This window comes from Phaeobacter sp. (assembly GCF_022825805.1).
In the GTDB taxonomy this organism is placed as follows: domain Bacteria; phylum Pseudomonadota; class Alphaproteobacteria; order Rhodobacterales; family Rhodobacteraceae; genus Phaeobacter.
Window position 1 is genome coordinate 40,390 of the sequence record NZ_JAJDWC010000111.1, and the last position, 8,592, is coordinate 48,981.

Genomic DNA, 8,592 nt, shown 5'->3' on the forward strand with positions numbered 1-8,592 from the left:
CCCCAATCAACAAGCCTAGCCAATCATGTCATCAGGTGCCGCCTGTCCCGCATAGAACAGCTGCAGCTGCTGCAGAGCGATCCGAAGGACGATTTTGCCCGATCGCGCCGACCAGCCCAGCTGCTGCTCGGCCGCTTCCAACCCTTCCATCTGGCAGCAACAGCGAAACACGATGTCGCTCAGTCCCGCGCCCAGGGCTTCGAAGGCTTTGTTGGCGCGCTCCTCGGCCTCGACCGCGGCGTCGCCCGGTCGCCGGTTGCGCCGCGATCTGGGCATGACTGTCAGCGTGTCACCAGCCTCCTGTTCAGCGTCCGCGACCAGATCTCGTGCCACGGCAGGCGGATCAGACAAGAGATCAATCGGGGCATAGGGCTCTTGCCGCTTGACCGACAGATGGCGCGCGACCTGCGCCAGTTCGAAATCTTCGCGCAACCGCTCGCCCGCGCGCACCAGATCGGCGCTGAGAAAGGGCACACCATCCTGATCGGTGAGCCGCGCCAACATATGCAGCGGGCTTTCGGCCAGACCGTATCGTGCGCGATACCGCCGCCGCCGCGACCGTGCCGCGTCGGGGCCATCCTTGTCGCGGGCGTCAGCCACCCAATCCCGGCCCACGCTGCCACCCGCGATGCCACCTGCAATGCCGATGGCCTCTCGGCGGCGTTTTTCCCGATTTTCACAGGCCGCGATGATCCGCTTCAGAGCCCTGCGCCCTTCGGAGGTGATGCGATAGCGATTGAGCCGCCCTCCCCCCGATCCCGCGATCCAGTCCCGCAACGCCAGCGCCTCGGCAAAGCTGCGTTCGATCACCATTTTCTTGGCGGTGCCCCCAATCTCTCCGGCGGTGGGTTCGCGCACCACAACCGCCTTTTCCATACCATCGGCAATCGCCAGGACGGCACCGGTGGAGTTGAGACAGGTCAGCACCTCCAGTGCCTGCGTGTCAAAGGCCGCTTCGCTCTCGCAATCCCCCTCACCTGTCTTTTGGTGAACCAGCGACCGTGCCGACAGCGGCGCCGGGCCAAAGCCGAGATTTCGGGCCCGATCGGCATAATGGTTGGCGGCCAGATTGCTCAACGCGCTGTCCACCAGCGGATCGTCGCGACGCCGCTCCAACCGGCGCACCTGCCGCAGCACCGTCGACGGGTGGCAGCCGGCCTGTTTGGCCAGATTTCGGATCGACCGGCCTTTTTCGGTGTGCTCCAGATAGCGAAATGCCTCTTCCGGCACCCAATCCGGCAGACATGATACATCTATAGTTTGCATTTTCACCCCACTTTCAAAATCAGGAGGCGCCACTCCCACCAAGAAAATTCGCGCTAAAGATCCTTTCCAAAGCTGTTATCCATCTGTTTTTGTTCGATTGTGTGATTTAGGAATCAATAATTTCAAATTTTCCTCAATCAATCTCCAACGGACCGTTCGCCGAACAGCCCCTGCCCGCAACACCCGGCAAGGTTGTGATAAGGAGAGACTCACCTTCAGCAAAAATGGGAGTGGACGATGACCGATACCCTGACCCAAGTGCAGCAGCTCAACCGGCCCTCTTTACTGGTGCGCGCAGCCCGGATTGGTGCCGCGCAGTACCGCCGCAAACGGGATTTGCGCCGCATTCTGGGAACCAGCACCCTGCCGCCGGTGCAGAGCGGGTTGGCGCGGCTGTTGCAGCTGGAAACGGATCACGAACAGCGCCGCCACCTGGGAGACGGCAGCTATGATGTCCGCACCCATCTGACCGTGTTGATCGCGGTACTGGCAGAGGGGCGCGCGGCGCTGGCAGAGGGTCGCGCGGCGCTGCAGCACCGTGGCGCAGATCGACAGCCGCAGGCGCAAGTCGGCAGGCATTGCCACGCCCGCGAGCTGGCCCCTGAGATCTCATCTGACATCTCACCTGACATCTCACCTGACATCTCATCTAACTTTGCCACAGGCCTTGCACTTGGCCTTGCCCACCGCCGCCCGCCGAAACGACCAGTGCAGGCAAGCCCGCAACAGACCATGCCCAGAGCGGTCAGCCAGAGACAAAAAAGCGGAACACACGCGCCACGCAAAACGGCGACCCCATCGGAGCCGCCGTTCAGAACCTGTCGTCGCAGGTCAAATGGTATCAGCGCTTAGATAAAGCTGTCTTCCATCGACGCTTTCTTCTCAGCGACATAGGCCTGCAGCTTCGCGTAGATCTCGGGATCCATTGGCGGCGCCTCATAGGCGTTCAACAGAGTTTCCACGCGGTTGGATGCCAGCACCATAGTGTCGCGCGCGCCTTCCTCTTCCCAAGTTTCAAACGGCTTGTAGTCCAGCAACTCGGTCTTCCAGAACGCGTCCTTGAAGTTCGCCTGCGTGTGGGCGCAGCCGAGGTAGTGACCGCCGGGGCCAACTTCGCGGATTGCGTCCATCGCTTGTGCGTTCTCGTCGACCTCGACCCCTTTGGCGAGCCCGTGCAGAACACCCAGCTGATCGGCGTCCATAACGAATTTTTCGAAATCCGCCACCAGACCGCCTTCGAGCCAACCACAGGAGTGCAATTGGAAGTTCACACCAGACAGCAGCCCCATATTCAGCGAGTTCGCGGTCTCATAGGCCGCCTGCGCGTCGGGCAGTTTGGAGCCACAGAAAGAGCCAGCGGAACGGAACGGCAGGTTCATGCGGCGCGCCAGCTGACCAGCACCATAGGTGATGTGCGAGGCTTCCGGGGTGCCAAAGGTCGGCGCACCGGAGTTCATGTCGATCGACGTCACCATTGCGCCAAAGATCACGGGCGCACCCGGACGGATCAGCTGGCTGTAGGCGACACCGGCCAGAACCTCGGCCAGAACCTGGGTCAACGTGCCCGCAACGGACACAGGCGCCATGGCGCCACCCACGATGAAGGGCGATACGATGCAGGCCTGATTGTGCGCGGCGTACACTTCGAGCGCACCCATCATCACATCGTCAAAGGTCATGGGCGAGTTGATGTTGATGAGCGAGGTCATCACGGTGTTGTCGCGCACGAACTCTTTGCCGAACAGGATCTCGCACATTTCGATGGAGTCCTTGGCACGGCTCGGATCTGTCACCGATCCCATGAACGGCTTGTCGCTCAGCGTCATATGCGCCAGCAGCATGTCCAGGTGGCGTTTGTTCACCGGCACATCGGTCGGCTCGCAGACGGTGCCGCCGGAATGGTGCAGCCATTTGGACATGTAGCCCAGCTTCACGAACTTCTGGAAATCATCCAGTGTCGCATAGCGGCGGCCACCTTTGGCATCGCGCACGAAGGGAGGACCATAGACAGGTGCCAGCACCATGTTCTTGCCGCCGACAACCACGGATTTTTCCGGATTGCGCGCGTGCTGGGTGAACTCGGAAGGTGCGGTCTTGCACAGCTCGCGGGCCAGACCACGCGGGATACGCACCCGCTCGCCTTCGACGGTGGCGCCAGCTTCACGCCAGCGATCCAGTGCCGCGGGGTTGTCAACAAAGTTGACGCCCACTTCTTCCAGGATGGTGTCAGCGTTATATTCAATAAGCTGCAGCGCTTCTTCGCTCAAAACTTCGAAGTTCGGGATGTTGCGCTCGATAAATTTAGCGGTCTCGATTTTGACGCCAGTGCGCTCAGCGCGGCGGGCGGCACCACCGCCTCCACGGGCGCGACGACGGGGGGCTGCCGGAGCTGCTTCTGTCATGGTTTGTCCTCACCACAGGCATTTCATTGGCGAAACCCCTACAACCCTCTGCCAAGGTGCCGCCGCAGGATTGCGTCCTCTGACGTTGAAAAGCGACATTATAGGCAGGATAGGCAGGTTTCGTCAAATTATAGGCAGGTTTCGTCAAATTCCCGACAAATCCCCACGCGGCCCATCTGGCAAGGGCGGTGGAGTCCGCTTTTGGTGGCGGCTGCGGCACCCATCGGGGCGCAGACTGTTGCACCCGTGATTGCCCCGCCTCAACCAGGGCTCTGCACCACGCACCGCGCTGTTCCACGCCCTGCATCGAGGCAGTCGAGTACAACGGCGGCGTCTTTGGCAGGCGCTGATGCCAACAAGAGGACAAAGACCTTGCGAAAACCAGCCCACTGCCCTAAGGCGCGTACATGACCGATACAGCCCATGACCGCCTCCTCATCATCGACTTTGGCAGCCAGGTGACGCAGCTGATCGCGCGCCGCCTGCGTGAACTCAATGTCTATTGCGAAATCCACCCCTATCAGAATGTCACGATGGACTTTGTGCGCCAATTCGCGCCCAAGGCGGTGATCTTCTCCGGTGGCCCCGACAGCGTCACCCGCGAGGGCAGCCCGCGCGCGCCGCAGGAGATTTTCGACTACGGCATTCCGATCCTCGGCATCTGCTATGGTCAGCAGACCATGATGACCCAGCTGGGCGGCAAAGTGGAAAGCGGCCACGGCACCGCGGAATTTGGCCGCGCCTATGTCACCCCGAAAAGCGAGCTGGATATCCTCAAAGGCTGGTTCACCGAAGGTGACGAGCAGGTCTGGATGAGCCACGGCGACCATGTATCTGAAATCGCTCCCGGTTTTGAGGTTTACGGCACCTCCCCCAATGCGCCTTACGCGATCACGGCAGATGTGTCGCGCCACTTCTATGCGGTGCAATTCCACCCCGAGGTGCACCACACCCCCAATGGCGCCAAGCTTTATGAGAACTTTGTCAAACTGGCGGGTTTCAAAGGCGACTGGACCATGGGTGCCTACCGCGAGCAGATGATCGAAAAGATCCGCGAGCAGGTTGGCGAAAAGAAGGTGATCTGCGGTCTGTCCGGCGGGGTCGACAGTTCTGTTGCCGCGATCCTCATTCACGAGGCGATTGGCGACCAGCTGACCTGTGTCTTTGTGGATCATGGCCTGCTGCGTAAAAACGAAGCAGAAGAAGTGGTCTCGATGTTCCGGGACAACTACAACATTCAGCTGATCCACGCGGATGAACAAGAGCTGTTCCTGGGCGAGCTGGACGGTCAGTCGGATCCGGAAACCAAGCGCAAGATCATCGGCAAGCTGTTCATCGATGTGTTCCAGAAACATGCGAACACGATCGAAGGCGCCGAGTTCCTGGCGCAGGGCACATTGTACCCCGATGTCATTGAATCGGTGAGCTTCTCTGGCGGCCCTTCGGTCACGATCAAATCGCACCACAACGTTGGCGGCCTACCCGAAAAGATGGGCCTGAAGCTGGTGGAACCGCTGCGCGAGCTGTTCAAGGACGAAGTGCGCGCATTGGGCCGCGAACTGGGCCTGCCGCAGAGCTTCATCGGCCGCCACCCCTTCCCCGGACCAGGCCTTGCGATCCGCTGCCCCGGCGAAATCACCCGCGAAAAGCTGGAGATCCTGCGCGAAGCGGATGCGATCTACATCGACCAGATCCGCAAACATGGCCTCTATGATGAGATCTGGCAGGCATTTGTCGCGATCCTGCCAGTGCGCACCGTCGGCGTGATGGGCGACGGTCGCACCTATGACTACGCCTGCGCCCTACGCGCGGTGACATCGGTCGACGGCATGACGGCGGATTACTACCCGTTCAGCCACGAATTCCTCGGCGAAACCGCAACGCGCATCATCAACGAGGTCAAGGGCATCAACCGCTGCACCTATGACATCACCTCAAAGCCTCCGGGCACGATCGAGTGGGAATAACCACCAAAATCCAATACACGCAAACCCCGGCCCATTGGTCGGGGTTTTCTCTTTAGCATTAGAGCGACCCACTGTGCGCCAATGAGAAGAAATTTATTTCGAAATTAGTAAAATAGTTAGGTTCTTTTGAGATATCTGTTCCAACGACCTAGGGTTGCGCTTCCGATCAACGGGAGCTCCGGTGTTTTGCAAAGCCAAAGATTTAGATTGGAAGGTTGGTCGCTTGAACGATACGGACTACCAGCGTCAGGGCTGGCATCTCTCAGAGGGTCTTCTTTCATCTGTCGACCTGTCGGCGATTGATGCACTTATCCTGAGTGAAATTCGCGAACATTTACCGCAATCGCAGTCGATTCAAGATCCCGAATGGATTGAACTTGCGAAAAACAGGCCTGAGATTGTTACCTCTGTTTATGATGCAATCAGGGACCATCCAAGCATCCTCGAACTTGGGCACAATCGAAGTATTGTCGATGTTGTAAAATCGCTCATCGACGCGCCCGTGCTCTACAACAAGATCCCTCTCAGGATTGATGTTCCCTTTGAAAACAAAGAGCTCGCTTTCTGGCATCAAGACGATTTCTACGTGCAGGGAAATAGTCAAGAACTAACCGTTTGGATCCCCCTACAGGATACATTTGCACATACTGGTGCTTTGTCGGTCATGACATCAAGTCACAGTTCCGGACCGATACCGCACACATATCGAGTTGGAAAGAAATCTCTGCCCACTGGGATCTTTCATCAACCCGTAAACATCATCGAAATGGAACGTGGCAGCGCGCTGTTCTTCAGCTCATACCTCATCCATTCGTCAAATCTGAACATTTCTGATCAGATCCGCTACTCAATCCAACTCCGCTACTCATCTTCAACTGCCGGACCGCATTCGACGTTGATGAAAGGAACCGTAAATGTCTGAACCAATGATAAAACACAGTCGTGAACCACGAAATCAATCATCGGGCGACTTGAATCAATTCGCAGCCATGGAAGATCTCTTTCTTTCGGATACGGACAGCATTGTTGATCGCCTCGATGCGTTTCCAAAATACGCTTCCCGGCAGTCGATTGCAAAATTCCTGACGAAATACGAGATCTTTCAAAAAATTCTTAACGTAAACGGTTCCATCGTCGAAGGCGGGGTTCTCCACGGTGGTGGGACGATGGCCTGGGCAAAACTTTCGTCCATATTGGAACCGACCAATCACACGCGCAAGATCATTGGGTTTGACACATTTGGTGGGTTTCCGTCCGTCGATGAAAAAGACTTGCGCGGCAACGACGGTACACTGACGAAAATTGGCGAACTCAAGGGGTCTCCCTTGGACAGAGTGAAAGAGGCGGTTCATACCTACGATCTCAATCGCCCATTGAACCATATCCAGAAGGTAGAGTTGGTAGAAGGTGACATTGCAAAGACCGCACCTGCCTATCTCGAGGACAACCCGCACCTGGTAGTCAGTCTATTGTATCTAGATGTCGACCTCTACGAACCGACAAAGGTTCTTCTTGAAACTTTCGTTCCAAGAATGCCGAAGGGTGCGATTATTGTCTTTGATGAATTGAACGCGAAGATGTTCCCGGGTGAGACACGTGCTGTCGATGAAGTCCTTGGACTGAGCAATATTCAAATTCAGCGGTTCAGTTTTGATAGTTACGTGTCATACGCGGTGATTGAATAGCCCTAACCGCAAAAGCACCTGTTGGCTAACGCATCATATGTAAAAATGCTAAACTGATGATCTTCGCGGACATCGTTGGTCCAATAGGGACAACAGCTCTTGACCTGGCTTCGGTTTTGCCTATCCCCTCAGTCGCGGACAGGTTGAGGGCACGATGGCAGAGCAGACTGCGCAGATTGGCAAAGCGGCGCTTTGGATGGTGGGGGCGATTGTGTCGTTCTCTGCCATGGCCATCGCGGGACGCGAAGCCGGGAGCGCGCTTGATACCTTTGAAATCATGACGTACCGCAGTGCGGTGGGATTGGTGATTGTGCTTGCGGGCCTGACGCTGGCGCGCCGCTGGGGTGACGTGCGGCGCGACCGGCTTAGGCGCCATCTCTGGCGCAATGCGGCTCATTTCACTGGACAGAACCTGTGGTTCTTCGCAGTGACGTTGATCCCTTTGGCGCAGGTTTTTGCGCTGGAATTCACCTCACCGCTATGGGCGTTGCTTCTGTCGCCCCTGCTTCTCGGCGAACGGCTGACCCGACCCCGTGTTCTGGCCGCGGCCCTGGGCTTTGTCGGTATCTTGATTGTGGCGCGTCCCAGCCCGGAAAGCATCAATATCGGGATCGTGACGGCCGCGGCCTCTGCCATCTTCTTTGCCCTGACGATCATCATCACCAAACAGCTGACCCGCCATGAGCCGATTGCCTCGATCCTGTTCTGGCTGACGCTGATGCAGCTGGTGATGGGGCTGATCACCGCCGGGTGGGACGGTCGCATGGCCCTGCCCACCGCAGACGTGCTGCCCTGGGTGCTGATCATCGGCTGCGCCGGTCTTGCAGCGCATTTTTGCATGACGCAGGCGCTGGCCATTGCACCGGCCACAGTGGTGATGCCGATTGATTTTGCGCGCCTGCCCACCATCGCGCTGTTGGCCATGGTGCTTTATGGCGAGGCGCTGGATCTGTGGATCCTGATTGGCGCTGTGGTGATTTTTTCGGCCAATTACATCAATATACTTGATGCAGCCGGAAAATTGCGTTCCAAAGAAAGACGTCGGCCAGTCGTTTGAAACGGGGCAAGCCAATCGTTACACGAGTTATGTCACAGGCGGAAAACGTCGTTGCGTTACCTACCCCTGCGTAAACATGTCGAGAACATTCTGAATTGTCCGGTGTAGGTAACATGCCAATTGTCCGCTTCAGTTAGTACCGCAGCAGCCCAAATCGGAACGAGCCGTAGGCGACTGGAGATTTGGGCTGCTGCGTTCGCACGCGTCGAAGCGGG

7 protein-coding genes are annotated in these 8,592 nt (G+C 57.7%); 5 read left to right on the forward strand and 2 right to left on the reverse strand.

From position 1 onward, the window contains the following. Positions 1–15: 15 nt before the first annotated feature. Complete coding sequence (locus tag Q0C28_RS12760; protein ID WP_293576387.1) at positions 16–1,266, reverse strand: DUF6456 domain-containing protein; 1,251 nt, start codon at positions 1,264–1,266, stop codon at positions 16–18. A 237-nt stretch (positions 1,267–1,503) separates the two neighbouring features. Between Q0C28_RS12760 and Q0C28_RS12765 the strand changes: the two genes are divergently transcribed. Next, the gene (locus Q0C28_RS12765; protein ID WP_293576389.1) at positions 1,504–2,118 is read left to right on the forward strand and encodes a DUF6477 family protein; all 615 of its coding nucleotides are present in this window, start codon (positions 1,504–1,506) and stop codon (positions 2,116–2,118) included. Here the strand turns inward: Q0C28_RS12765 and Q0C28_RS12770 are convergent. Beyond that, complete coding sequence (locus tag Q0C28_RS12770; protein WP_293576391.1) at positions 2,115–3,668, reverse strand: trimethylamine methyltransferase family protein; 1,554 nt, start codon at positions 3,666–3,668, stop codon at positions 2,115–2,117. The genes Q0C28_RS12765 and Q0C28_RS12770 overlap by 4 nt on opposite strands. A 407-nt stretch (positions 3,669–4,075) precedes the next feature. Between Q0C28_RS12770 and guaA the strand changes: the two genes are divergently transcribed. The 4 genes from guaA (at position 4,076) to Q0C28_RS12790 (ending at position 8,377) form a co-directional block, all read left to right on the forward strand. After that, positions 4,076–5,635: a glutamine-hydrolyzing GMP synthase gene (gene guaA, locus Q0C28_RS12775; protein WP_293576392.1), complete on the forward strand. Its 1,560-nt coding sequence runs from the start codon at positions 4,076–4,078 to the stop codon at positions 5,633–5,635. 223 nt (positions 5,636–5,858) lie between these two features. Beyond that, positions 5,859–6,557, forward strand: a complete 699-nt coding sequence (locus Q0C28_RS12780; protein ID WP_293576393.1) for a phytanoyl-CoA dioxygenase family protein — start codon at positions 5,859–5,861, stop codon at positions 6,555–6,557. Then, on the forward strand, positions 6,550–7,320 hold the full coding sequence (locus tag Q0C28_RS12785) for a TylF/MycF/NovP-related O-methyltransferase (RefSeq protein ID WP_293576395.1): 771 nt from the start codon (positions 6,550–6,552) through the stop codon (positions 7,318–7,320). Before Q0C28_RS12780 ends, Q0C28_RS12785 begins: the two co-directional genes overlap by 8 nt. Before the next feature lie 154 nt (positions 7,321–7,474). Next, the gene (locus Q0C28_RS12790) at positions 7,475–8,377 is read left to right on the forward strand and encodes a DMT family transporter (RefSeq protein ID WP_293576397.1); all 903 of its coding nucleotides are present in this window, start codon (positions 7,475–7,477) and stop codon (positions 8,375–8,377) included. Positions 8,378–8,592: the final 215 nt, after the last annotated feature.

Coding starts and splice junctions, on each gene's coding strand:
- Q0C28_RS12765 (WP_293576389.1), top strand. CDS start 1,504: ATGACCGATACCCTGACCCAAGTGCAGCAGCTCAACCGGCCCTCTTTA.
- guaA (WP_293576392.1), top strand. CDS start 4,076: ATGACCGATACAGCCCATGACCGCCTCCTCATCATCGACTTTGGCAGC.
- Q0C28_RS12770 (WP_293576391.1), bottom strand. CDS start 3,668: ATGACAGAAGCAGCTCCGGCAGCCCCCCGTCGTCGCGCCCGTGGAGGC.
- Q0C28_RS12760 (WP_293576387.1), bottom strand. CDS start 1,266: ATGCAAACTATAGATGTATCATGTCTGCCGGATTGGGTGCCGGAAGAG.
- Q0C28_RS12790 (WP_293576397.1), top strand. CDS start 7,475: ATGGCAGAGCAGACTGCGCAGATTGGCAAAGCGGCGCTTTGGATGGTG.
- Q0C28_RS12785 (WP_293576395.1), top strand. CDS start 6,550: ATGTCTGAACCAATGATAAAACACAGTCGTGAACCACGAAATCAATCA.